Below are 22,943 nucleotides of genomic sequence, written 5' to 3' on the forward strand. Positions count from 1 at the left end.
ACGCGACGTTGACAATCATATCGGGAGCGAGCGGGCGATGAACGAGGGGACGGTTATCGATCGCCGGGGCGCGATCGTCGGCGCGGGCGCCGTGGCGGCGGGCGCGATGCTGGGCGGAGCGGCGGCGGCGACGCCGGGGTTGCATGCGATCGCCGCGACGAAGGGGCGCGCGTTCGGCACGTGCCTGTCCTGGTCGCCGAAGGGCGCGGATGCGGGATCGCTGGCCAACCCGCGCTATGCCGCGCTGGCGACCCGCGACTGCGGCATCGCGGTGCCGGAGAATGCGCTGAAATGGCAGGCGCTGCGCCCCTCCCCCGCCGCGTACGACTTCGCGCGCTTCGATGCGATCCTGCGCGATGCCGAGCGCGCGGGGATGCGGATGCGCGGGCATACGTTGTTGTGGCATTACGACCGCTGGTTTCCGAAATGGCTGGTCGACCACGATTTCGGCAAGGCACCGGCGCGGGAGGCCGCGCGCATCCTGACGCAGCATATCCGCACCGTGTGCGCGCGGTACGCTGGGCGCATCTACAGCTACGACGTGGTGAACGAGGCGGTCGATCCCGCGGACGGATCGCTGCGCTCCACCGCGCTGTCGCGCGCGATGGGCGGGGCGGAGGCGGTGCTGGACCTGGCGTTCCGTACCGCGCGCGAGGCGGCGCCGAAGGCCGAACTGGTGTATAACGACTATATGAGCTGGGAGGCGGGGAACGAGAAGCATCGCGACGGCGTGCTGCGGTTGCTGGCGGGGTTCCGGACGCGCGGCGTGCCGGTCGATGCGCTGGGCGTGCAGTCGCATATCGGCGTGTTCGCGCCGACCGATTCGATCGAACGGCTGGTCGCGACGCTGTCGCCCGACTGGCGCGCCTTCCTCGACCGCGTGGTGGGAATGGGATACCGCCTGGTGGTGACCGAGTTCGATGTGCGCGACCGCGGCCTGCCCGCCGATATCGCCGTGCGCGACGCGGGCGTGGCGGCGTTCGCGAAGGGCTATCTCGACCTCATGCTGTCCTATCCGCAGCTGCGCGACGTCCTGTGCTGGGGCATGACCGACCGGTACAGCTGGCTGAGGGGGTTCGAGCCGCGGCCCGACGGCCTGCCGACGCGCGGCGCGCCCTATGACGCGTCGTTCCGCGCGAAGCCGATCCATGCCGCGATGCACGCGGCGCTGGCGCGGTGACGGCGCCGGTCGCCTCGGTCCTGATCGTCGGCGGCGGCACCGCGGGATGGATGACGGCCGCGGCGCTGGCGCACAAGTTGCGCCACATGCGCATCGCGATCACGCTGATCGAGAGCGAGGCGATCGGGACCGTCGGCGTCGGCGAGGCGACGGTGCCGCACATCCGCGCGTTCAACGCGGCGATGGGATTCGACGAGGCCGAATTCATGGCCGCGACGAATGCGACCTTCAAGCTGGGGATCGAATTCCGCGACTGGGCGCGCGTCGGCGATCGCTACTTCCACCCCTTCGGCCTGTTCGGGGAGCCGATCGACGGCGTGCCGTTCCACCACCAATGGCTCGCGGCGGGCGAGGACGCGGGGGCGTTCGGCGACTATTGCCTGCCCGCCGCGATGGCGCGCGCCGACCGGTTCGCGCGCCCGCGCGACGGGGACGATTACGGGTACGCCTATCAGTTCGATGCCGCGGGCTATGCCGCGTACCTGCGCGGCGTGGCCGAAGCGCGCGGGGTGACGCGCGTGGAAGGGCAGATCGTCGACGTCGCGGTCGACGCGCGCGGGCATGTCGCGTCGGTCGCGCTGGAGGACGGACGGCGGCTGGCGGCGGACCTGTTCGTGGACTGTTCGGGATTCCGCGGACTGCTGATCGAGGAGACGTTGCACGCGGGCTGGGACGACTGGCGCCGCTGGCTGCCGTGCGACCGCGCGTGGGCGGTGCCGAGCGAACGGGCCGGCGCGATCACCCCCTACACCCGTGCCACCGCGCTGGACGCGGGCTGGGCCTGGCGCATTCCGCTGACGCACCGGACGGGCAACGGCCATGTGTTCGCGAGCGCATTCGTATCGGACGAGGCGGCGCGCGCGGCGTTGCTGGCACAGCTCGACACGCCCGCGCTAGCGGAGCCGCGGATGCTGCGCTTCGCTGCGGGCAAGCGGCGGCGGCAGTGGGTGGGCAACACCGTCGCGATCGGGCTGTCGGCGGGGTTCCTGGAACCGCTGGAATCGACCAGCATCCATCTGGCGCAGGTCGCGATCGAACGGCTGCTCGACCTGTTCCCCACCGGCGACCGGGACCCGCTCGACGCCGCCGAGTTCAACCGCACGATGGACGTGGAATACGAACGCGTGCGCGACTTCATCATCCTGCATTACGCCGCGACCGAGCGGCGCGACACGCCGTTCTGGCGCCATGTCGCCGCGATGCCGCTGCCCGACAGCCTGTCCGCGAAGATCGACCTGTTCCGCGCGCGCGGCGTCGTGACGACCTATGCACAGGGCCTGTTCATGGAGCCGAGCTGGCTGGCGGTGTACATGGGGCAGCGCGTCCGGCCCGCGGGTCACGATCCGCGCGCGAGCTGCGATGCGGCGGCCCTGTCGCGTATCCGCGCGCGCGTGGCGACGCAGGTGGCCGGGATGCCAACACACGACGCGACGCTCGCGCGATGAGGATCGCGGTGGCGGGCGATGGAATCGCGGCGCACCTCGCCTGCGCGATGCTGGCGCGTGTCGCCGACGTCGTGCGTGTGCCGGTGGGCGCGGGCGGGCACGGGCTGGGGCCGGTCGGCCATGTCGTCACGGGCGCGCCGGCGTGGATGGCGACCGACCTCGCGGCGCGTGTCGGGCACGTCCCGGGGGCGGTGGCGACGCTGGGCATCGCCTTCGCAGGCTGGAGCCCGCAGCAATGGTTCCTGCCCTATGGCGACGTCGGCGCGCCGCTGGAGACGATTCCCTTCCCGCAGTTGATCGCGCGATTGCGCAGCGAGGGGCATGGCGTGGAGCCGGGGGACTTCTCGCTCGCGACGCTGGCGGCGCGCGCGGGGCGGCTGCCGCCGCCGGACGACGACCCGCGATCGCCCTGGTCGACGGTGCGGCCGGGTATCACCTATCCGTGCGCGGCGCTGGCGACGCGGCTGGCCGCGCTGGCCGATGTGCCCGTCACGGCCCCCCTCGCCGCACCGCCGGGCGACGCGCCGCGGATCGCGGCGCTGGCGCTGGCGGACGGCACGACGCTGTCCGCGGACCTGTACGTCGACGCCGGCGGCGGGGCGGCGGGGATCGCGACGAGCGAATGGGAAAGCTGGGCGCGCTGGCTGCCCTGCACCGGCGTCACGTCGCGGATCGTGGCCAGCGACGCGCCGCCGCCGCCCTTCCCGCTCCACAGCGCGACGCCCGACGGCTGGCGCGCGACCGTGGCGCTGGAGGGCGCGATCGTCGACACCGCCTATGGCGCGGGCGGCGAGCGCTACGACAACGGCCTGCGTCGCACGGCCTGGCGCGGCAACCGCGTCGCGATCGGCGCGGCGGCGGGGGTGGTGGAGCCGGTGCTGGGCCATGCCCTGCTGCTGGCGCACGATGCCGTCGCGCGCCTGATCGGGCTGCTCCCCGCCGCAGGATCGGACGGCACGGTCGAGGCCGCCGAATATCACCGCCTGACCGCGCGCCAGCACGAACGCGCGCGCGACGCGGCGGTGGCCCTGTGGGCGACGCGGCGCGGGAGCGAGGACGTGCCGCCCGCCCTCGCGCACAAGCTGGCGCTGTATCGCAGCCGCGGGCATGTGCCGATGGACGACGACGATCCGCTGTCGCGCGGCGACTGGGCGATGCTGCTGGACGGACAGGGCGAGCGCCAGCGCCGCGTCGACCCGATCGCCGCCGCTTTGCCGGGCACCGCGGTCATGGACCATTGCCGCCGCCTGCGTGCGATCATGCTGCGCAGCATTTCCGGGGACGACCGATGACCGACGACCGCCGCATCCGCTCCATCGCCATCGTCGGCGGGGGCAGCGCGGGGTGGATGGCCGCCGCCACGCTCGCGCGCCTGCTGGGACCGGGCTACGCCACGATCACGCTGGTGGAATCGGAGGAGATCGGCACCGTCGGCGTCGGCGAGGCGACGATCCCGCAGATGCGGACATTCAACCGCATGCTCGGCATCGACGAGGACGAGTTCGTCCGCGAGACGAAGGGCAGCTTCAAGCTGGGGATCCAGTTCGTGGACTGGGGGCGGCTGGGCCACACCTACTTCCACCCCTTCGGCGGCTATGGCGTCGACATGGCGGGCGTGTCCTTCCACGCCTATTTCCTGCGGCTGCGCGCGCTGGGCGAGGCGCCGTCGATCGACGCCTATTCGTTGCAGGCGATGGCGAGCCGCGGCGACAGGTTCATGCGTTCGATCGACGCGGGCAATTCGCCGCTGTCGGACATCGCCTACGCCTATCATTTCGACGCGGGGCTCTACGCGCGCTACCTGCGCCGCTATGCCGAGGCGCGCGGGGTGGTGCGGCGCGAGGGGCGGATCGTGTCGGTCGAGCGCGACGGCGAGAGCGGCAACGTCGCGGGCGTCACGCTGGCGGAGGGCGGGCGCGTGGAGGCGGATCTGTTCGTCGACTGCTCCGGCTTCCGCGCGCTGCTGATCGGCGAGGCCATGGGGAACGACTTCGTCGACTGGGGCCATTGGCTCCCCTGCGACCGCGCGGTGGCGGTGCCGTGCGCGGGCCGGGCGGAGATGACGCCCTACACCCGATCCACCGCGCGCACCGCGGGCTGGCAATGGCGCATCCCGTTGCAGCACCGCACCGGCAACGGCCATGTCTATGCCAGCGCATATCTGTCGGATGACGAGGCGGCGGCGACGTTGCTGGCGAACCTGGACGGCGACGCGCTGGCGGACCCGCGGCTGATCCGGTTCCGCACCGGGCATCGCGCGAAATTCTGGGACGGCAACGTCGTCGCGCTCGGCCTCGCCGCCGGGTTCATGGAGCCGCTGGAATCCACCAGCCTATGGCTGGTGCAGAGCGGGCTCGCGCGCCTGCTGGCGATGTTCCCCGATCGCGATTTCGACGCCGCGACGACCGCGCGCTACAACCGCATCCTGACGACCGAGTTCGAGGAAATCCGCGATTTCCTGATCCTGCATTACCACGCGACGCAGCGCCGCGACACGCCGTTCTGGCGCTATTGCGCGGACATGGCGGTGCCCGACCGGCTGGCGGAGAAGATGCGCGTCTATGCCGCGCACGGCCGCGTGTTTCGCGAGAACGAGGAATTGTTCAACGACACCAGCTGGTTCGCGGTCATGCACGGGCAGTTGCTGCCGGTGAAGGCGCACGATCCCGTCGCGGACGCGATGGACCTGGCGACGACGCGCGCGCGGCTGGCGGAGATCGCGCGCGCGGTCGCCAATTCGGCGGACTACATGCCCGGGCACCGTGCCTTCGTGAACGAGCATTGCCGGGCGGCGTCATGATCGCGGCGCTACTGCTCGCCACCGCGGTCAGGATCGGGGGGTTGGGATTCGCGCCCGCGGACGCGAAGGCCGCGACGATCGAGAGCGAGGCGGCGGCGCCGATCGCGTGGCGCGTCGAGGATGCGGCGGGACGCGCGGTGCTGTCCGGGCGCAGCGAACCGGCGGCGCGCGACGACGCAGCCGGGCGGCGGGTACATCGCGTCGACCTGTCCGCGCTGCGGACGCCCGGCGCCGGATATCGCCTGATCGCGGGCGCCGCCGCGAGCCCGCGGTTCGCCGTCGCGCCGGGACTGTACCGGCCGCTGGCGCGCGACGCGCTCACCTATTTCTACCACAATCGCGCGGGCACGCCGATCGAAGCGCGCTTCGTCGGTGCGCGCTGGGCGCGTCCGGCGGGGCATCCGGACGAACGCGCGACCTGTTTTTCCGGTGCGGACCGCAAGGGCGTGCGCTGGCCCGGATGCGCCTACACGCTCGACGTCACGGGCGGCTGGTACGATGCGGGCGACCACGGGAAATACGTCGTCAACGGCGGCATCGCGCTGTGGACGCTGCTGGACATGGCGGCGCGCGGGGTCGCCTTCCCGGATCGCAGCCTGTCGATCCCGGAGTCCGGAAACGGCGTCGACGATCTGCTGGACGAGGCGCGGTACGAACTGGACTTCCTGTTGCGGATGCAGGTGCCCGCGGGACAGGAACTGGCAGGCATGGCGCACCACAAGGTCGCAGACGCGCGCTGGACCGCCTTGCCGCTGCGTCCCGACCGCGATCCGGAAACCCGCCTTCTGTACCCGCCCAGCACCGCCGCGACGCTGAACCTCGCCGCGGTCGCGGCGCAGGGCGCGCGGCTGTGGCGCGGTATCGACCCCGCCTTCGCGCGGCGCTGCGCCGAGGCATCGGCCCGCGCGTGGGCGGCGGCGAAGCGGCATCCGGCGATGCTGGCGACGGGCGATTTCGCGGGGAGCGGGAATTACGGCGACGCCGACGTGTCGGACGAAATCTTCTGGGCCGCCGCCGAACGATGGGTGCTGACGCGCGATCCGGCGCTGCGACGCGCGATCGATGCCAGCCGCCATCTGCGCGCATCGTCCGGCGAGGCGGGATGGGCCGCGACCGCACCGCTCGGCCTGATGACGCTGGCGCAGGCGGGCGACCCCACCGCGCGCACGACGCTGATCGCCGCCGCCGGGCGCTTTCGCGACGAGGCGCGGCGCAGCGGCTACGGCATCCCGTTAGCGGGCACGGCCTACGTCTGGGGATCGAACGCGGTCCTCCTCAACCGCGCGATGATCCTCGCGATCGCGGCGGACCGGACGCGCGACGAAAGCTATCGCGCGCCGGTGATCGCGACGCTCGACTATCTCACCGGCCGCAATCCGCTCGGCCGCTCGTACGTGTCGGGATACGGCCCCGATCCGATGCGGCATCCGCACCACCGTTTCTGGGCCGCGGGCGTCGACCCCGCCTATCCCCCTGCCCCGCCCGGCGCGCTGTCGGGCGGGCCGAACGCGACGCCCGGCGACGACGTCGCGCGCGCCATTGGAAAGTGCGCGCCGATGACGTGCTGGCGCGACGATGCGCGCGCCTATTCGCTGAACGAGGTGGCGATCAACTGGAACGCGCCGCTGGCGTGGGTCGCGGCGTGGCGCGACGCGACCGAGGCGCGGCGATGATCGCGGCGCCGATCCGCGACCTCGTCATCGTCGGCGGCGGCACCGCGGGCTGGATGATGGCCGCCGCCGCCGCGCTTTACCTGAACGACGGACGCCGCCGCATCACGCTGGTGGAGAGCGAGGCGATCGGGACGGTCGGCGTCGGGGAGGCGACGATCCCGCCGATCCGCGACTTCAATGCCATGCTGGGCATCGACGAGCGCGCATTCCTCGCCGCGACGGGGGGCACGTACAAACTGGGCATCGCGTTCGACGGCTGGGGCGCGCCGGGCGACAGCTACGTCCATCCGTTCGGGCGCATGGGGCGCGACTTCAACGGAATCGATTTCCACATGGCGTGGTTGAAGCACCGCGCCGCACCCGGCGTCGGTCCGCTGGGCGATTACTGGATGGCGCAGGTCGCCGCGCGCGGTGCGCGGTTCCAGCATCCCGCCACCGATCCGAACACGCCGACGGGGCAGATCGCCTACGCCTTCCATTTCGACGCCGCGCGCTACGCCGCCTTCCTGCGCGAGCGGGCGGAGGCGGGGGGCGTGGTGCGCGTGGAAGGAAAGGTCGCGGGCGTGGCGCGCGATCCTGCGACGGGCCATGTCGCCACGCTCGTGCTGGACGACGGGCGGCGCATCGATGGCGATCTGTTCGTCGACTGCTCCGGGTTCCGCAGCCTGTTGCTGGGGCAGGAGATGGGCGTGCCGTTCGTCGACTGGCGCCACTGGCTGCCGTGCGACCGCGCGGTCGCGGTGCCGTCGGAACGGCGCGATCCCCTCGTTCCGCTGACGCGCGCGACCGCGCACGACGCGGGCTGGCGCTGGCGTATTCCGTTGCAGCATCGCACCGGCAACGGCGTCGTCTATTCCAGCGCGCACCTGTCCGACGACGATGCGGGGGCGCGGCTGCTGGCCGCGCTCGATACGCCCGCCACCGACACGCCGCGCACGATCCGCTTCGCCACCGGCCGCCGCGCGCGATCGTGGGAGGGGAACGTCGTCGCGCTGGGCCTGTCGGGCGGGTTCCTGGAGCCGCTGGAATCCACCAGCATCCACCTGATCCAGTCGGGCATCTCGAAACTGCTCGCGCTGTTCCCCGATACCGGCTTCGCGCCCGTCCTGCGCGACGAATACAATCGCCTGATGGGCGCGCAATACGATGCCGTGCGCGATTTCGTGATCCTGCACTATCACGCCAACGGCCGGGTCGGGGAGCCGTTCTGGGACGCGCTGCGCGACATGGCGATTCCCAACACGCTGGCGACCCGCATCGCGCTGTTCCGCGAGAAGGGGCGTGTGCTGCGGTACGACGACGATCTGTTCTCGATCGCCAGCTGGGTCGCGGTGCTGCTGGGGCAAGGCGTGATGCCGCGCGGGTACGATCCGATGGTCGACGCGCTGGACGACGGCGCGGTCGTGGCGGCGCTACGCGGACTGCGCGCATCCTACGCGCAGGCGGCGGGGGCGATGCCCGACCATGCGGATTATCTGCGGCGGATGTGAGGGAATGGTGGAGCCGAGGGGGATCGAACCCCTGACCTCTGCAATGCCATTGCAGCGCTCTCCCAGCTGAGCTACGGCCCCATTCCGTTCGGGAAGGCGCCCCCTAGCGGGGCGCTACGGCCTTGGCAAGCGGCGAAAACGCCGCCTGCCGCAACCGCATCGAATCAATGCTCGTCCTCGTCCTTGCTGGTCTCGACGCCCAGGTCGTCGTCGCCGCCCAGATCGACCTCGTCGTCGGGCGAGGGCTCCTCGTCCTCACCCGTGTCGATATCCTCGTCGTCGCCCGCCAGATCGCTGTCCGGCTCCTGCTTGTCCGCCTTCACCGCCTCGAACGGCAGCGGCTGCTTGGACTTCAGGATCGGTTCGGGCTGCCACGCATAGCCGCATTCGATGCAGGTGACGGGCGAGTCCTTCTCGAGGTCGTAGAAACGCGTCGCGCACTTCGGGCACGTGCGTTTCGTGCCCCATTCCGGCTTTATCATGCCGTGTGATGCCTTTCGGATGGGTGGTTCGCCGGCTGACCGGTCGAAGTGAGCGCGCCTTGCCATAGCACGACCCGGCTGGCAAGGCGCGGCGCGCAATGACCCAGGCGCCCCCTCCCCGTCCGCTGTCCGTAACCGCCGCAGGACCGCTGACGGGCAGCGTGACGGTGCCGGGCGACAAGTCGATCAGCCACCGCGCCTTGATGTTCGCGGCGCTGGCCGTCGGGGAAAGCCGGATCGAGGGACTGCTTGAGGGCGAGGACGTCCTCGCCACCGCCGCCGCGATGCGCGCGATGGGCGCGGATATCCGCCGCGGCGACGACGGCATCTGGGGCGTCCACGGCGTCGGCGTCGGCGGCCTGCTTCAGCCCGCGGTGGCGCTGGACATGGGCAATTCGGGCACGTCCACGCGATTGCTGATGGGCCTGGTCGCCTCTCATCCCATCACCGCGACCTTCGTCGGCGACGCCAGCCTGTCGAAGCGGCCGATGGCGCGCGTGATCGAGCCGCTGGCGCGGATGGGAGCGGATGTCACCGCCGCTCCGGGGGATCGCCTGCCGCTGACGATGCGCGGGCTCTGCCCGGCGGTGGCGATCGACTATACGCTCCCGGTCGCGTCGGCGCAGGTGAAGTCCGCGGTACTGCTCGCGGGCCTCAACACCCCCGGAATCACGCGCGTGCGCGAGCCGATCCCGACGCGCGACCATAGCGAGCGGATGCTGCGCGGTTTCGGCGCCGCGCTGGACGTCGAGGAGACTCCCGACGGTCGCATCATCTCGCTCCATGGCGAGGCGGCATTGCGTGCGCAGGACATCGTCGTGCCGGGCGACCCGTCGTCGGCGGCCTTCTGGATGGTGGCGGCGTCGATCGTCCCCGGATCGGACGTGACGGTGCGCAGCGTGCTGATGAACCCAACGCGTACCGGGATCATCACCGCGTTGCGGATGATGGGGGCGTCGATCGAGGCGGTGGGGGAGCGCGACGTCGGCGGCGAGACCGTCGCGGACCTGCGCGTGCGCCACGCGCCGCTGTCCGCGATCGAGGTTCCGCCCGATCTGGCGCCGAGCATGATCGACGAATATCCGGTGCTGTTCGTCGCCGCCGCCTTCGCACGCGGCACGACGGTGGCGAGGGGCGCGCACGAATTGCGCGTGAAGGAGTCGGACCGGATCGCCGCGATGGCCGCGGCGCTGGGCCTTGCCGGGGTTTCGGTAGTCGAGCATGACGACGGCCTGTCGATCGCGGGGCGCGACGGCGATCCCCTTCCCGGCAGCGGCGGCGCCCGGGTCGCGTCGCTGCTGGACCACCGCATCGCGATGAGCATGGCGGTGGCGGGGATGCACAGCGCCCGTGCGGTGGCGATCGACGATGCTGCGCCGATCGCCACCAGCTACCCCGCCTTCATCGACACCGCGCGCCTGCTGGGGGCACATATGACATGGTTGAACGCATGATTATCGCCGTCGACGGACCCGCCGCGAGCGGGAAGGGCACGATCGCCAAGGCGTTGGCGAAGCACTACCACCTGCCGCACCTCGACACCGGGCTGCTCTATCGCGCAGTAGCGGCGACGGTGATGCGACTGGAACTCGATCCCGCGAGCGAGGCGGATGCGGTCGCCGCGTGCGATTTCGACGAACTGACGCTCGCCGACCCGGTGTTGCGCGACGACGAGGTCGGACAGGTCGCCTCGATCGTGTCGGCGCACCCGCTGGTCCGCGCCGCGCTGATGCAGCGGCAGAAAAGGTTCGCGCACCAGGACGGCGGGGCCGTGCTGGACGGCCGCGACATCGGGACGGTCATCGCGCCCGACGCGACCGCGAAGCTGTTCGTCCGCGCGACCCCGACGATCCGCGCGCAGCGGCGCCGCGCGGAGCTGAAGAGCCACGGCAGCGCGGTCAGCTACGACCAGGTGCTGAGCGACATACGCGCCCGCGACGAACGCGACAGCAGCCGCTCCACGGCTCCCTTGGTTCCGGCCGCCGACGCCGTGCTGCTGGATACGAGCTTCCTGTCGATCGACGCCGCGGTGGCGAAGGCGGTGGCGCTGGTGGAGGCGCGGCGATAGAAATGAGCATGATTTTACCGATGCTTGCGCTATTTCTCCAAAGCGATTTACCCGTTCCCAAAGCGTCCGAACCCGCGATTACGGTTACCGGTAGACGGGCGGATAGATCGGTAAGTGACCGGGCAGTCCGCAACGTGATAACCCCGTCGCGAAATGGCCAGATTGCGCGTTTCGAAGACCCTTTGTGTCCCGCAGTCATCGGCATCAATCCGTCGACGGCGCGCGGTATCACGTCGCTGATAAAAACGAACGCAAGCGAGGCTGGCGCGCGCGTGGCAGGACGACAATGCCAAATAAATGCCTTGGTCGTTGTCACCTCGTCGCCGAAGGGCTTTATCGAGGCAGTTCTTGCCGCTCAGCCGATGACTACCGCAACCATCGACAAAAGTAGATTGCGCTGGCTGAAGGAAAGCGACGCACCAATCCGTTCTTGGCAGGTGACAGCCGTCGAGGATCGCAACGGCGTGCCGTTGATCGGCAATGACAGCGGACCGACCATCAACCCGCTAACGTCGGTGAGCCGACTGGTGGCGACGACGAGAGAGGCAATGGTCAAATCGATCGTGGTGCTCGACGTCGGTAGCATGGACGGCAAGACCGTGCGCCAGATAGCCGACATCACGACCCTGCACCTGCTACTGAATATTGCGCCGGATGCGGGGGACAGGTCGGTTGAATCAATCCTGGCGCTGTTCGACCGATCTGTAGCGCCACAGGAAATGACACCCTTCGATCGCGGCCTCCTGGCAGGTCTCTACACGCCTCCGACAAACGCCGTGACCGCGGGCGAAACGCGACGACGTATCCGGCGGACGTTAACGCGGGGCCGGGGTTACGCCGCCGACCAGAAGTGACGCGTTGAGCAGGCAGCCGCTCGAAACGCAGCCCCGCCGCACCTTGCCTTCCCCGCCCTCCTCCTATAAGGGCGCGCGGTCCGGCGGACTTCGGGTTCGCGGAAGGCTTGGTGCGGTCGGCGTGGCCGTCGCGCCCTTTTCGCATTTCTGCGGCGAGGCCCTTCGCGATCGGGAGCGAGCGGATGCCGCTTCGGCATGGGGTCGATGCGGCGGTGAAGGCCAAGACCGGCGGAAAAACCGCCTGGCCGGAAACGAACCTTAGGACGATCCTTTTTATGGCCTCAGTGGCAACTCCCACGCGCGACGATTTCGCGGCGATGCTCGATGACATGTTCGGCGGCGCCGACAGCTTCGAGGGCCGCGTGGTGCACGGCACCGTGACGGCGATCGAGAACGACCTGGCGGTCATCGACGTCGGACTGAAGAGCGAGGGCCGCGTGCCGCTGCGCGAGTTCGCGCCGGCGCCGGGCCAGAAGGCGGACCTGAAGGTTGGCGACGAGGTCGAGGTGTACGTCGACCGTGTCGAGAACATGCATGGCGAAGCGATGCTGTCGCGCGACCGCGCGCGCCGCGAAGCCGCGTGGGACAAACTGGAGATCGAGTTCGCGAAGACCGCGCGCGTCGAGGGCACCATCTTCGGCCGGGTCAAGGGCGGCTTCACCGTCGACCTGAACGGCGCGGTGGCGTTCCTTCCCGGCAGCCAGGTCGACATCCGCCCCGTGCGTGACGTCACCCCGCTGATGGACATCCCGCAGCCGTTCCAGATCCTGAAGATGGACCGCAAGCGCGGCAACATCGTCGTCAGCCGTCGCGCCGTGCTGGAGGAAACCCGCGCCGAGCAGCGTTCGGGCCTCATCATGAGCCTGGCGGAAGGCCAGATCATCGAGGGCGTGGTCAAGAACATCACCGATTACGGTGCGTTCGTCGACCTGGGCGGCATCGACGGCCTGCTGCACGTCACCGACCTCAGCTACAAGCGCGTCGGCCATCCGAGCGAGATGATCAACATCGGCGACACCGTGAAGGTGCAGATCATCCGCATCAACAAGGACACGCAGCGCATCAGCCTGGGCATGAAGCAGCTGGAAAGCGATCCGTGGGACGGCGCCAGCGCGAAGTATCCGGTCGGCGCGAAGCTGTCGGGCCGCGTCACGAACATCACCGAATATGGTGCGTTCGTAGAGCTGGAAGCCGGCATCGAGGGCCTGGTCCACGTGTCCGAGATGTCGTGGACGAAGAAGAACGTCCATCCGGGCAAGATCGTCAGCACGTCGCAGGAAGTCGACGTCATCGTGCTGGAGGTCGACGAGGACAAGCGCCGCATCAGCCTCGGCCTCAAGCAGGCGCAGGGCAATCCGTGGGAGGCGTTCGCCGCCGAGCATCCCGTCGGTTCGACCGTCGAGGGCGAAGTCAAGAACGCGACCGAATTCGGCCTGTTCATCGGCCTCGACAACGACGTCGACGGCATGGTCCACATGTCCGACATCGCCTGGGGCGTGTCGGGTGAGGACGCGCTGGCGCTGCATCGCAAGGGCGAGATGGTCCAGGCCGTCGTGCTCGACATCGATGCCGAGAAGGAGCGCATCAGCCTCGGCATGAAGCAGCTGGAGCGTGGCGGTCCGGTCACCGCGAATGCGGGCGATCGCCTGAACAAGAACGCCATCGTCACGGTCACCGTGCTGGAAGTCCGCGACGCAGGGCTGGAAGTGCAGCAGGGCGACGACGGCGCGACCGGCTTCATCAAGCGCACCGACCTCGGCCGCGACCGCGACGAGCAGCGTCCGGAGCGGTTCCAGGTCGGGCAGAAGTTCGACGCCATGGTCACCGGCTTCGACCGCAGCAAGAAGCCGACCTTCTCGATCAAGGCGATGCAGATCGCCGAAGAGAAGCAGGCCGTGCAGCAATATGGTTCGTCCGATTCGGGCGCATCGCTGGGCGATATTCTGGGCGCGGCGCTGAAGGCGCGCGATACCGAAAAGTAAGTCGAAAGTTTTCGACTGCTGTGAGGGGTCGGTCCACCGGACCGGCCCCTTTTTCTTGCATGACGCGGACGTACCATATCGGGCAATCTGGCCAACTTGTCGCTGTGAAAACCGTGCGTTGATCTGTATCAACCGCCCGGCTGTGCGGTGGCTGCGCGGGGGAAACGGCAGATGATTCGGTCCGAACTGGTACAAAAACTGGGGGAATTGAATCCCGGCCTGTCGCACCGCGACGTCGAGGCGATCGTCGCGACGTTCTTCGACGAGATCATCAAGCGGCTGGCGGACAACGGCCGCGTCGAGCTGCGCGGCTTCGGCGCCTTTTCCACCCGCGCGCGCGACGCGCGGACCGGCCGCAACCCGCGGACCGGCGAAACCGTCCCGGTCGATGCGAAGCGCGTTCCGTACTTCAAGCCCGGCAAGGAAATGCGCGCGCGCCTGAACGTGGAATAAGCGGCGTCGGCGGCGGCGACCTTGACGTCGCCCCCGCGCTCGGCTTGTGCGGTCGACGTGCGGACGTGGCGGAATCGGTAGACGCTGGAGACTTAAAATCTTCTGCCCATGGCGTGCGGGTTCGAGTCCCGCCGTCCGCACCATGTCCCACCGCACACCCCGTCGCCGCGATGCGATCCCCGCCCCCCTTCGGCGCCAGCCCTTTTCGTGCGATCGTCGCAGCCGGGATTGCCGAAAGCGATCGCGCGGGCTTTAGAAGCGGGCGGGAACGGAGGTAGCCGGATGATCGCTTCGCGCACGCCATGCGGCGCAGGCCGCGCGATACTGCTGGCCGCGCTGCTGGCCGCGGCGACCGGCTGCGGTCGACGCGCGGACGTGGGACCGGTCGTGGTCAGCGTCATCGGCGACGACGCGCCCGAGCCGGCGGGATCTGACCGCGCCGGATTGTCCACCGCCGACCGGGTGCTGACGGATTCGATCGCCATGGGGCTGGTCCGCTTCGACGCCGCGGGACAGATCGAGGCGGGGGTGGCGCAGCGATGGATCGTGACGGACGGGGGCATGCGCTACGTCTTCCGGCTGCGCCGCGCCCGCTGGGCCGACGGGTCGCCCGTCACCGCGGGACAGGTCGTCGCGCTGTTGCGGCGGCAACTGGCAAAGGGCGCGCGCAACCCGCTGGCGCCATACCTCACCGCGATCGCGGGCGCGGTGGAAATGACGCCGGAAGTGATCGAGATCGAGTTGTCGCGGCCACGCCCCGACCTGTTGAAGCTGTTCGCGCAGCCGGAAATGGCCCTGGTCCGCACGCGCGCGGAGGTCGGCGCGGGGCCGTTCCGTCCGACGCGCCGAACCGGCACCACGGTGTTCCTGACGCCCGTACCGGACCCCGATCGCGACACCGCGACCGAGCGCGCGGCCGAGGACGACGTCGGCCTGCTGACCGAGCGCGCGGCGCGGGCGATCGTCCGCTTCGCCGACCGTCAGTCCGACCTGGTCAGCGGCGGCACGATTGCCGACTGGCCGCTGGTCCGCGCCGCGCAGCCCGCACCCGCGAACATCCGCATCGATCCCGCGGCAGGGCTGTTCGGCCTGCTGGTCGCGCGGCGCGACGGATTCCTGGGCGACATCGGCAATCGCGCCGCGGTGGCGCAGGCGATCGACCGCGCGGCGCTGACCGCGGCGGTGTCGCCCGACTGGACGGCGCGCGACAACCTGCTGCCCGAGCAGCTCGATTCGGCCACCCCGCCGGTGTCGCCCGCATGGGCCGCGCTGCCGCTGGCGGAGCGGCGCACGGCGGCGGCGGGGGTCGTCGCGCGCTGGCGCGCGACGCGCGGCGGCACGGCGGAGGTCCGGCTTGCGCTGCCCGGCGGTCCCGGCGGCACGTTGTTGTGGAGCCATCTGGCGCGCGACCTGTACGGTATCGGCGTGCGCCCGGTCCGCGTCGCGGCGGACGACAGGGACGCCGACCTGATCCTGATCGACCGCGTCGCCCCGTACGACAGCGCGCGCTGGTACCTGGCGGAAGGGTGCCGCGACTGTTCCGATCAGGCGCAGGAGGCGATCGAGGCCGCGCGGATGGCCGCCACCCTGCCCGACCGCGCGCGCGCCATCGCCGCCGCCGACGCCGCGCTGACCGAGGATGGGGGCTTCATTCCGCTGGCGCGCCCGTTCCGCTGGTCGCTGGTCGCCTATCGCCTGCGCGCGTGGACCGCGAACGCGCGCGCGTGGCACCCGTTGAATCGCCTGCGCGACGACACCAACTGACGGTCATGGCCCGCCCCGTCCCGCTCTCGCCCTCGTACGCCGGGCTTCCGCTCGGCCGAGACCCCGCCTCGGTCCGGCGTCGCGTGGAGGCGATGGAGCGGTTGCTGGAGGGGATGTACGTCGTTCCCGGCATCAACCGCCGCGTCGGGCTGGACGCGATGTTGGGACTGGTGCCCGTCGTCGGCGATCTGGTGGCCGCGGGGCTGGGCGCGTGGATCGTGTGGGAGGCGCGCAACCTGGGCATGGGCCGGATGGCGCTGGCGGGCATGGGCGCGCGGGTGGGGTTCGACGCGCTGCTGGGCATGGTGCCGCTGGTCGGCGACGCGGCGGATTTCTTCTACCGCTCGAACACGCGCAACGTGAAGCGGATCCGCAAGTATCTGGACAAGCATCATCCCGCGACGATGACGATCGAGGGATGATCCGTCAGTAGAGCAGGTACGGCCGCCGTTCCTCGATCCACGCGGCCTCGTCCGCGCCTGCGATCGCGTCCAGATCGCCCGGCGCGGCGCCCGCATCGTCGACCCATTCGCGCAACTGCGGCCCGCCGTTGATGACGTCGATCGCCAGCTTGTCGAACACATATTCGTACGGAAAATCGCGCCACAAATCGTAGCCCGGCTGCATTCCGCGCAGCGCCTTGAACGCCAGCGCCTGAACCCGCCACGGGCGGAAGGCGGCGTGGTCGTAGGCCCCACCCTCCGCATGGATGAAGACGCCCGCGCACAATCGCCCCACATGCTTGTGGAAGGTCGGCTGGAACCACAGGTCGCGCAACGTGCATCCCGCCAGCCAGTCCGGCGCCAGCGCGCGCATGTCCGCGATCAGCGCGCGCGCGTCGATGTCGGGCGCGCCGAACAGTTCCAGCGGACGCGTCGTACCGCGCCCTTCCGACAGCGTCGTGCCCTCCAGCATCACCGTACCGGCATAGGCGCGCGCCATGTTGACGTTGGCGGCATTGGGGCTGGGGTTGATCCACACGCGCTCCGCCGGCCAGCCGAAGCCGGGGGCGGTGTCGGGCGCCCAGCCCTCCATCGCGATCACGCGATAGTCGAGGTCGAGGCGGTGGTGCGCGACGAACCACTGCCCCATCTCGCCCAGCGTCATGCCGTGGCGCATCGGCATCGGCCCCGCGCCGACGAAGCTTTCCCACCCGGCGCGCAGCGTCGTGCCCTCGACGGGGCGGCCCGCCGGGTTGGGCCGGTCGAGCACCCACACCGCCTTCCCATGCTGCGCCGCGGCCTCCAGCACGTACAGCAACGTCGTGACGAAGGTGTAGATACGGCAGCCTACGTCCTGGAGATCGACCAGCAGCACGTCGAACGTGTGCATCGACTGGCCGGTCGGGCGCCGCACCTCCCCGTACAGCGAGAAGACGGGCATCCCGTACGTCGGCTCCGCCTCGTCGGGCGATTCAATCATGTTATCTTGCAGGTCGCCGCGCACGCCGTGCTGCGGGCCGAACACCGCGGTGACGTTCACCCCCGCCGCGACCAAAGCGTCGAGGCTGTGGGTCAGATCCGCCGTGACCGAGGCGGGATGCGCGAGCAGCGCGACGCGCTTTCCCTCCAGCGGCATACGCAGCGCGGGGTCGGCGAGCAGGCGGTCGATTCCGAAGTTCATGCGCGCAGCGGTGCCGCAAGGCGCGCGACGAAGCCAGCCTGGTTGTGGAAATCGGGCTCGTCGCGCGGATGCGACAGCGCCCAGAAGGACTTGGCGCCCGATATGTCCTCGACGACGGTGGTCAGACCGAGCCGCCATTCGTCCACATCCGCCAGCGCGGGCATCGCGACCTCGGCCGTCAGCGTGGCGGTGGCACGGTCGAAGGCGATGGCGATGTCGCGCTCGTCGGCGTCGCGCATCCGCCCGCGATAGCCGTTGAAGTCGTAGATCGCGTAGCGGGTCGACGGCGACAGGTTCAGTTCGCGGTAGAAATCGCCCTCCCCCGCCACGAACGCCTCGAAACAGGTGTGCATCCACAATTCGTGCGCGAAATCGGATGCCGCAGGGTCGGGCCAGCGGATCGCGTCGAGACCGCCGTGGATGCGATACTCCAGCGCGATCCGGTCGCGCGCCGGGCGGGTCGCGGTGACGGTGATGGCGCGGACGGTCGCAGAGGGAGCGGATGGGTGAGAGAGGAGTTCAAACGTGGGCACCAATCCTCCTTGTGTCCCCGCGAAGGCGGGGATCCAGTCTGGGCTCCCGCCTTCGCGGGAGCACATCACTACAGCGCGCCACCTAGCAATTCGGCCCCGCTTCGCCTATGTCCCCGCACATCCCATGGCAACGCAACTCCCCTCCCCGCCCCGTGTGGGCATGGTGTCGCTCGGCTGTCCCAAGAACCTGGTCGACTCCGAACGCATCCTGACCCAGCTCCGCGCCGACGGCTACCAGATGTCCGCCGACTATGCGGGGGCGGACGTCGTGCTGGTCAACACCTGCGGCTTCCTCGATTCGGCGAAGGAGGAATCGCTGGAGGCGATCGGGGAGGCGATCGCGGAGAACGGTCGCGTCATCGTGACGGGGTGCATGGGCAAGGAGGCCGAGGCGATCCGCGCCCGCTTTCCGCAGGTGCTGGCGATCACCGGGGCGCACGAATATCAACAGGTGGTGGAGGCGGTGCACGAAGCCGCGCCGCCGGGGCTGTCGCCGTACCTCGACCTGATCCCCGACGCGGGCCTGAAGCTGACGCCGCGGCATTACAGCTATCTGAAGATCTCGGAGGGCTGCAACCACCGCTGCTCCTTCTGCATCATCCCGTCGCTGCGCGGCGACCTGGTCAGCCGGCGTCCCGACGCGATCCTGCGCGAGGCGGAGAAGCTGGTCGCGGCGGGGACGCAGGAGCTGCTGGTCATCAGCCAGGATACGTCCGCCTATGGCGTCGACATCCGACGCGAGCCGCGGATGTGGAAGGGGCAGGAGATCGTGCCCGACATGACCGACCTGGCGCGCGAGCTGGGGCGGATCGCACCGTGGGTGCGGCTGCATTACGTCTATCCCTATCCCCATGTCGACCGCGTCATCCCGCTGATGGCGGAGGGGCTGGTGCTGCCGTATCTCGACATCCCGTTCCAGCATGCCGCCCCCGCGGTGCTGAAGCGGATGCGCCGGCCCGCGAACGAGGCGAAGGTGCTGGAGCGTATCCGCGGCTGGCGCGCGGTCGCGCCCGATATCGCGATCCGATCGACCTTCGTCGTCGGCTTCCCCGGCGAGACGGAAAGCGATTTCCAGTATCTGCTCGACTGGCTGGACGAGGCGCAGCTGGACCGCGTCGGCGCGTTCCGGTTCGAACCCGTCGCGGGCGCCGCCGCCAACGCGCTGCCCGATCACGTGCCGGAGGACGTGAAGGAAGAACGCTACGCCCGCGTGATGGAGAAGACCGCCGCCATCTCCGCCGCCAAGTTGCAGGCGAAGGTCGGGCGCCGGTTCGACGTCATCCTCGACGCGGTCGACGCCGACAGCGGCGGCGCGACCGGGCGATCCTATGCCGATGCGCCGGAGATCGACGGCGAGGTGCATCTGCGCGACGCCGGGCATCTGTCGGTCGGATCGATCGTGCCCGTCGTGATCGAGGAGGCGGACGAGCACGACCTGTTCGGTGTGCCCGCCTAGTTCCCGCGATAGGTCGAATAACCGTAGGGGCTGAGCACCACCGGCACATGATAATGCGCCGCCGCGTCGCCGACCCGGAACGTCAGGTCGATTTCCGGAAAGAAAGGCATCGCCTTCGAATCGGGATATCCGCTCAGGTCGAAATGGAGGCGATAGTCCGCCGGGCCGAACGACGCGCCCGGGCCGAAGCTGCGTACGCGGCCGTCGGCGTCGGTGCGTCCGCGCGCGACCTCCGTCCAGCGGCCGTCCTTGTCGCGCCGCGACAGCGTGACGGGCACGCCGCTCCCGCCCACGCCGCGCGCCAGGTCGAGGACGTGGGTGCTGATATCCGCGGAAAGCGCAGGCGCCGGCGCGGCGGCCAGCAGGATCGACATGGGAATGATGCGCCGCATCGCGGTCTCCTTGAACGGGGGATCGGTTGCAGCGGGTGCGGGGCCGATCGTCAACCGCAATGATCCGGTTGACCCGCATCGCCGCGCTGCTAAGAGGCCCGCTCGCCTGAACTCCTGCGACACGGCGGAGTAGCTCAGCTGGTTAGAGCACGGGAATCATAATCCTGGGGTCGGGGGTTCAAGTCCCTCCTCCGCTACCAGGGGTTCAGGCGAATTTATGCCGCGACAGCGGCTCCCACGGCCCGCCGCGATACCAATATGCCGCCAGCCCTGCGATGCGGACGGGGCGCGGGCGGAAGTCGCGTTCCAGCGTCGCCAGCAGCGCCTTCGCCTCCGCCGGCGCCACCTTGTTCTGCACCGTCACATGCGCGCGCCAGCCCGCCTGGTCCTGCGGGGTCAGCAGGCCGGTGAATGCATCCGCCAGCCGCGCCCGGATCGCCGCCAGTGCGGGCGATTCGATCCGATAGGCGACCCCCCTGCCCAGCGACAGCAACCCGGACACCCGCGCGTCGGGCGCGGGGATGGTGCGTGTTTCCTGCGCCAGGCGATGCTTCACCTCGTCCGCGCAGGCGGGCGGGAGGTGGTGGAACATGGTCAGGTGCGCGGCCAGCTGGTTGCGCTCGGGCGGGAAATAGTCCCGCCGCTGGCGGTCGAACCATTCCCGATCCTCGTCGCCGAACAGCGCGGTGACGATGATCGGCGCGGGGAGGAACGGCGGCGCGCTCAAATCTCGATCTGGCTGCCCAGCTCCACGACGCGGTTCGTCGGGAGGCGGAAGAATTCCATCGCGCTTTCCGCGTTCCGCAGCATCCACGCGAACAATTTCTCGCGCCACAACGCCATGCCCGGCCGTTCGGACGCCAGCAACGTCTGGCGCGACAGGAAGAAGCTGGTCTCGATCATCCGGAACGCGGCCCCGCACTGGTCGAACGTCTTCAGCTGCGCAGGCACGTCCGGCTCCTCCATGAAGCCGTAGCGCAGGATGACGCGGTGGAAGCCGCTGCCCAGATCCTCGTGCAGGAAACGGTCCGAGTCGGGGAAATACGGCATGTCGGTGACCTTCACCGTCAGCAGGATGACGCGGTCGTGCAGGACGCGATTGTGCTTCAGATTGTGCAGCAATGCATGCGGCACGCCGTCGGGCGTGGAGGTCATGAACACCGCCGTCCCCGACACGCGCGTCGCCGAGCCGGCGGCCGAATCGATGAAGATGCGGATCGGCATCGCCGCCTCGCGCATCCGTTCCAGCATCAGCTTGCGCCCCTGCGACCATGTGGTCAGCAGGACGAACACGATCACCGCCACGAGCAGCGGGAACCAGCCGCCGTCGGGCACCTTCGTCAGGTTCGACGCGAAATACAGGCCGTCGATGGTCAGGAACACCGCCTCGAACGCGAACACGCCCCACAAGGGCCAGTGCCACACGCGGCGGATCAGGACGCCGACCATGCAGGTGGAGATGAACATCGTCCCCGTCACCGCGATCCCGTACGCCGCCGCCAGGTTCGACGATTCGCCGAAGCCGAAGATCAGCAGCAGCACCATCGCCAGCAAGGCCCAGTTGACCGCGGGAATGTAGATCTGCCCCGCCGCCGACGCGCTGGTGTGCGAGATGCGCAGCCGCGGCATCAGGCCCAGCTGCACCGCCTGCTGCACCACCGAATAGGCGCCGGTGATGACCGCCTGGCTGGCGATGACCGTCGCCAGCGTCGCCAGGATCACGAGCGGGAGGCGGAACGTTTCGGGCGCCATCAGGAAGAACGGGTTGGACGCCGCCTCCGGCATCCCCAGGAGCAGGGCGCCCTGCCCGAGGTAGTTCAGCATCAGGGCGGGCAGAACGACCCACAGCCACGCGCCCGCGATCGGGCGGCGGCCGAAATGGCCCATGTCGGCATACAGCGCCTCCGCCCCCGTCACCGCCAGCACGACCGAGCCGAGCGCCAGGAACGCCAGCCCGCCGTCGGTGGCGGCGAAGCGATAGGCCCAGACGGGGTTCAGCGCCTGCAAGATGTCGGGCTGCTTGAGCACGTGCATCACGCCCAGCACCGCCAGGACGGTGAAATAGACGAGCATGATCGGCCCGAACAACCGCCCGACGCGTGCGGTACCGACCGATTGCAGCCAGAACAGCGCGATCATGATCGTGACCGCGATCGGAATGACGAAGCCGTCGAAGCCCGCCTCCACCGTCGCCAGCCCCTCGACCGCGGACAGGACCGAGATCGCGGGCGTAATCATGCAATCGCCGAAGAACAACGCCGTCGCCAGCACGCCGAGGATGACGAGACTCGGCCCCCATTTCTGTCCCTTCCCCGCGGTCCGGCGCTGGATCAGCGCCAGCAGGGCCAGGCTTCCGCCCTCCCCGTTGTTGTCCGCGCGCAGGATCAGGAACACGTATTTCACGGTCACGATCAGCATCAGCGACCAGAAGATCAGGCTGACCACGCCGAAGATGTGCAGCCTGTCCACGGTCAGGGGATGGTGTCCGACGAACACCTCCTTCATCGCGTAGAGCGGGCTGGTCCCGATATCGCCGTAGACGACGCCGATCGCGCCGATCGCGAGCTTCGCCATTCCCTCGCGGGCATGGCCGTGCGGCGCGCCCGGGGTATCGAGCGCCGGGTCGGGCGTCGTCACTGTAACGTGCTGCTAGAGGTCATGACGGTAGCGCCGATCTTCCCCATGGTGGCGGGCGCCTAGCACCGACGCGAAGGCGCCGCAACGCGGAACGAACATGGAACATCGTCG

Annotated in this window: 20 protein-coding genes and 3 tRNA genes; 16 read left to right on the top strand and 7 right to left on the bottom strand. The window is 69.7% G+C overall.

Annotation, left to right across the window (positions count from 1 at the left end; genetic code table 11):
* Positions 1-37: 37 nt before the first annotated feature.
* From ASG29_RS13375 to ASG29_RS13400, 6 genes are read left to right on the top strand one after another with little or no spacing between them, the layout of a single operon-like run.
* Positions 38-1,180, top strand: a complete 1,143-nt coding sequence (locus ASG29_RS13375) for an endo-1,4-beta-xylanase (RefSeq protein WP_055984786.1) — start codon at positions 38-40, stop codon at positions 1,178-1,180.
* Positions 1,177-2,625: a tryptophan halogenase family protein gene (locus ASG29_RS13380; RefSeq protein ID WP_235532913.1), complete on the top strand. Its 1,449-nt coding sequence runs from the start codon at positions 1,177-1,179 to the stop codon at positions 2,623-2,625. Before ASG29_RS13375 ends, ASG29_RS13380 begins: the two co-directional genes overlap by 4 nt.
* On the top strand, positions 2,622-3,917 hold the full coding sequence (locus tag ASG29_RS13385; RefSeq protein ID WP_055984789.1) for a tryptophan 7-halogenase: 1,296 nt from the start codon (positions 2,622-2,624) through the stop codon (positions 3,915-3,917). Before ASG29_RS13380 ends, ASG29_RS13385 begins: the two co-directional genes overlap by 4 nt.
* Positions 3,914-5,425, top strand: coding sequence for a tryptophan halogenase family protein (locus tag ASG29_RS13390; protein ID WP_055984792.1), 1,512 nt, complete (start codon positions 3,914-3,916; stop codon positions 5,423-5,425). Before ASG29_RS13385 ends, ASG29_RS13390 begins: the two co-directional genes overlap by 4 nt.
* On the top strand, positions 5,422-7,098 hold the full coding sequence (locus ASG29_RS13395; RefSeq protein ID WP_055985647.1) for a glycoside hydrolase family 9 protein: 1,677 nt from the start codon (positions 5,422-5,424) through the stop codon (positions 7,096-7,098). Before ASG29_RS13390 ends, ASG29_RS13395 begins: the two co-directional genes overlap by 4 nt.
* A complete protein-coding gene (locus ASG29_RS13400) occupies positions 7,095-8,588 on the top strand; it encodes a tryptophan halogenase family protein (protein ID WP_055985648.1) in 1,494 nt (497 codons plus the stop codon). The genes ASG29_RS13395 and ASG29_RS13400 overlap by 4 nt, the downstream gene beginning before the upstream one ends.
* Positions 8,589-8,593: 5 nt before the next feature.
* On the opposite strand, the gene ASG29_RS13405 is transcribed toward ASG29_RS13400, so the two are convergent.
* Together ASG29_RS13405 and ASG29_RS13410 are read right to left on the bottom strand one after the other, a co-directional pair.
* Positions 8,594-8,669 (bottom strand) — tRNA-Ala (locus ASG29_RS13405).
* Between the two features lie 83 nt (positions 8,670-8,752).
* Positions 8,753-9,070: an FYDLN acid domain-containing protein gene (locus ASG29_RS13410; protein ID WP_055984794.1), complete on the bottom strand. Its 318-nt coding sequence runs from the start codon at positions 9,068-9,070 to the stop codon at positions 8,753-8,755.
* 98 nt (positions 9,071-9,168) lie between these two features.
* Between ASG29_RS13410 and aroA the strand changes: the two genes are divergently transcribed.
* The 8 genes from aroA (at position 9,169) to ASG29_RS13450 (ending at position 16,613) form a co-directional block, all read left to right on the top strand.
* Complete coding sequence (gene aroA / locus ASG29_RS13415; RefSeq protein ID WP_055984796.1) at positions 9,169-10,524, top strand: 3-phosphoshikimate 1-carboxyvinyltransferase; 1,356 nt, start codon at positions 9,169-9,171, stop codon at positions 10,522-10,524.
* A complete protein-coding gene (gene cmk / locus ASG29_RS13420) occupies positions 10,521-11,138 on the top strand; it encodes a (d)CMP kinase (protein WP_055984801.1) in 618 nt (205 codons plus the stop codon). Before aroA ends, cmk begins: the two co-directional genes overlap by 4 nt.
* A gap of 2 nt (positions 11,139-11,140) precedes the next feature.
* Complete coding sequence (locus ASG29_RS16820) at positions 11,141-11,992, top strand: hypothetical protein (RefSeq protein WP_162242978.1); 852 nt, start codon at positions 11,141-11,143, stop codon at positions 11,990-11,992.
* A gap of 275 nt (positions 11,993-12,267) precedes the next feature.
* Positions 12,268-13,974 (top strand): 30S ribosomal protein S1, encoded by a 1,707-nt coding sequence (gene rpsA, locus ASG29_RS13430; protein ID WP_055985651.1) that lies wholly within the window; start codon positions 12,268-12,270, stop codon positions 13,972-13,974.
* 171 nt (positions 13,975-14,145) lie between these two features.
* Positions 14,146-14,427 carry an integration host factor subunit beta gene (gene ihfB, locus ASG29_RS13435; RefSeq protein ID WP_055985654.1) on the top strand — a complete coding sequence of 94 codons (282 nt, stop codon included), beginning with the start codon at positions 14,146-14,148 and terminating at the stop codon, positions 14,425-14,427.
* A gap of 59 nt (positions 14,428-14,486) precedes the next feature.
* A tRNA-Leu gene (locus tag ASG29_RS13440) sits at positions 14,487-14,570 on the top strand.
* 139 nt (positions 14,571-14,709) lie between these two features.
* Positions 14,710-16,191: an ABC transporter substrate-binding protein gene (locus ASG29_RS13445; protein WP_055984806.1), complete on the top strand. Its 1,482-nt coding sequence runs from the start codon at positions 14,710-14,712 to the stop codon at positions 16,189-16,191.
* A 5-nt stretch (positions 16,192-16,196) separates the two neighbouring features.
* Positions 16,197-16,613: a DUF4112 domain-containing protein gene (locus ASG29_RS13450; protein WP_055984809.1), complete on the top strand. Its 417-nt coding sequence runs from the start codon at positions 16,197-16,199 to the stop codon at positions 16,611-16,613.
* Positions 16,614-16,617: 4 nt separating this feature from the next.
* Here ASG29_RS13450 and ASG29_RS13455 read toward each other — a convergent pair whose 3' ends face one another.
* Positions 16,618-17,814, bottom strand: a complete 1,197-nt coding sequence (locus ASG29_RS13455; RefSeq protein WP_055984812.1) for an exo-beta-N-acetylmuramidase NamZ domain-containing protein — start codon at positions 17,812-17,814, stop codon at positions 16,618-16,620.
* Positions 17,811-18,347, bottom strand: coding sequence for a DOMON-like domain-containing protein (locus tag ASG29_RS13460; protein WP_055984815.1), 537 nt, complete (start codon positions 18,345-18,347; stop codon positions 17,811-17,813). The genes ASG29_RS13455 and ASG29_RS13460 overlap by 4 nt, the downstream gene beginning before the upstream one ends.
* A 124-nt stretch (positions 18,348-18,471) precedes the next feature.
* On the opposite strand from ASG29_RS13460, the gene rimO reads away from it, so the two are divergent.
* A complete protein-coding gene (gene rimO / locus ASG29_RS13465) occupies positions 18,472-19,803 on the top strand; it encodes a 30S ribosomal protein S12 methylthiotransferase RimO (RefSeq protein ID WP_055984818.1) in 1,332 nt (443 codons plus the stop codon).
* Here the strand turns inward: rimO and uraH are convergent.
* Positions 19,800-20,195 carry a hydroxyisourate hydrolase gene (gene uraH, locus ASG29_RS13470; RefSeq protein WP_055985656.1) on the bottom strand — a complete coding sequence of 132 codons (396 nt, stop codon included), beginning with the start codon at positions 20,193-20,195 and terminating at the stop codon, positions 19,800-19,802. The genes rimO and uraH overlap by 4 nt on opposite strands.
* Before the next feature lie 123 nt (positions 20,196-20,318).
* Here uraH and ASG29_RS13475 point away from each other — a divergent pair.
* A tRNA-Met gene (locus tag ASG29_RS13475) sits at positions 20,319-20,395 on the top strand.
* 5 nt (positions 20,396-20,400) lie between these two features.
* Here ASG29_RS13475 and ASG29_RS16825 read toward each other — a convergent pair.
* Positions 20,401-20,922 (bottom strand): 2'-5' RNA ligase family protein, encoded by a 522-nt coding sequence (locus ASG29_RS16825; protein WP_055984821.1) that lies wholly within the window; start codon positions 20,920-20,922, stop codon positions 20,401-20,403.
* On the bottom strand, positions 20,919-22,769 hold the full coding sequence (locus ASG29_RS16830; protein WP_156458041.1) for a potassium transporter Kup: 1,851 nt from the start codon (positions 22,767-22,769) through the stop codon (positions 20,919-20,921). The genes ASG29_RS16825 and ASG29_RS16830 overlap by 4 nt, the downstream gene beginning before the upstream one ends.
* Between the last annotated feature and the right edge of the window lie 174 nt (positions 22,770-22,943).

It is taken from the genome of Sphingomonas sp. Leaf412 (assembly GCF_001425405.1).
Classification (GTDB): Bacteria; Pseudomonadota; Alphaproteobacteria; order Sphingomonadales; family Sphingomonadaceae; genus Sphingomonas.

Excerpts from the sequence above, each read along its gene's own strand:
- ASG29_RS13375 (WP_055984786.1), top strand. The coding sequence starts at position 38 with ATGAACGAGGGGACGGTTATCGATCGCCGGGGCGCGATCGTCGGCGCG.
- ASG29_RS13385 (WP_055984789.1), top strand. The coding sequence starts at position 2,622 with ATGAGGATCGCGGTGGCGGGCGATGGAATCGCGGCGCACCTCGCCTGC.
- ASG29_RS13390 (WP_055984792.1), top strand. The coding sequence starts at position 3,914 with ATGACCGACGACCGCCGCATCCGCTCCATCGCCATCGTCGGCGGGGGC.
- ASG29_RS13395 (WP_055985647.1), top strand. The coding sequence starts at position 5,422 with ATGATCGCGGCGCTACTGCTCGCCACCGCGGTCAGGATCGGGGGGTTG.
- ASG29_RS13400 (WP_055985648.1), top strand. The coding sequence starts at position 7,095 with ATGATCGCGGCGCCGATCCGCGACCTCGTCATCGTCGGCGGCGGCACC.
- ASG29_RS13410 (WP_055984794.1), bottom strand. The coding sequence starts at position 9,070 with ATGATAAAGCCGGAATGGGGCACGAAACGCACGTGCCCGAAGTGCGCG.
- aroA (WP_055984796.1), top strand. The coding sequence starts at position 9,169 with ATGACCCAGGCGCCCCCTCCCCGTCCGCTGTCCGTAACCGCCGCAGGA.
- cmk (WP_055984801.1), top strand. The coding sequence starts at position 10,521 with ATGATTATCGCCGTCGACGGACCCGCCGCGAGCGGGAAGGGCACGATC.
- ASG29_RS16820 (WP_162242978.1), top strand. The coding sequence starts at position 11,141 with ATGAGCATGATTTTACCGATGCTTGCGCTATTTCTCCAAAGCGATTTA.
- rpsA (WP_055985651.1), top strand. The coding sequence starts at position 12,268 with ATGGCCTCAGTGGCAACTCCCACGCGCGACGATTTCGCGGCGATGCTC.
- ihfB (WP_055985654.1), top strand. The coding sequence starts at position 14,146 with ATGATTCGGTCCGAACTGGTACAAAAACTGGGGGAATTGAATCCCGGC.
- ASG29_RS13445 (WP_055984806.1), top strand. The coding sequence starts at position 14,710 with ATGATCGCTTCGCGCACGCCATGCGGCGCAGGCCGCGCGATACTGCTG.
- ASG29_RS13450 (WP_055984809.1), top strand. The coding sequence starts at position 16,197 with ATGGCCCGCCCCGTCCCGCTCTCGCCCTCGTACGCCGGGCTTCCGCTC.
- ASG29_RS13455 (WP_055984812.1), bottom strand. The coding sequence starts at position 17,814 with ATGAACTTCGGAATCGACCGCCTGCTCGCCGACCCCGCGCTGCGTATG.
- rimO (WP_055984818.1), top strand. The coding sequence starts at position 18,472 with ATGGCAACGCAACTCCCCTCCCCGCCCCGTGTGGGCATGGTGTCGCTC.
- uraH (WP_055985656.1), bottom strand. The coding sequence starts at position 20,195 with ATGCGGCGCATCATTCCCATGTCGATCCTGCTGGCCGCCGCGCCGGCG.
- ASG29_RS16830 (WP_156458041.1), bottom strand. The coding sequence starts at position 22,769 with ATGGCGAAGCTCGCGATCGGCGCGATCGGCGTCGTCTACGGCGATATC.